1 protein-coding gene is annotated in these 634 nt (G+C 64.0%); it reads right to left on the reverse strand.

Annotated features, from left to right (window positions below; genetic code table 11):
* A partial coding sequence (locus RM572_RS28700; protein WP_311676296.1) for a maleylpyruvate isomerase family mycothiol-dependent enzyme occupies nt 1–594 on the reverse strand: 594 nt, incomplete at its 3' end.
* Between the last annotated feature and the right edge of the window lie 40 nt (nt 595–634).

Consider the following 634-nt stretch of genomic DNA (forward strand, 5'->3'; position numbering starts at 1 on the left):
CTTTCCCTCGGGCGAATGCAGCCGCACGCCGACCGGCTCGCTGGGCACATCAAGACCGTTGAGGCGGTGTGAGAACGCGAAGGTGGACACGCCGAGGTGCGCGATGCTGCGCAGCCCGGGGGTGGCCGGGTGTTCGACACCCAGTGCTTCGAAGATGTCGTGTCCGTGCGCCCATGTCTCCATCAGCCGGGCGGTCGCCGAGGACGCCACGCTCATGTCGGGACCGAACCACGGCACACGGCGTTTAGGGTCACTGTTGGCGAACAGGGTCAGCAGCTCCTGACGTGCCGCCGAAAACCAGCTCATCAGTGCCTCGGGAGCCAGGATGCGGTGTTGTTCGGCGACCCGGTCGGGAAAGTCCATCCCGCCGTCGATCAATTTGGCGGCCATCTGCGCGAAGTGATCCGGCGCGGTCAAGGCCAGTTTGGTGGCATCGTCGAAGAAGGCCAGGTGAGATACCTGATCTTGGATGCTCCAGCCCTGCGCTGGTGTCGCGCGACCCCAATACTCGAACGGCAAGTCCTGCAAACGATGTGTGAGCAGCTCAGATTCCACGTGCAGCGCCGCTAGCAGTCCGGGGTAGTCCAGGCTCATCAGCGTCCTTTCCACTGGGGGGAGCGCTTCTCCTTGAAGG

The sequence above is a fragment of the Streptomyces hazeniae genome, from assembly GCF_031845485.1.
GTDB lineage: Bacteria > Actinomycetota > Actinomycetes > Streptomycetales > Streptomycetaceae > Streptomyces > Streptomyces hazeniae.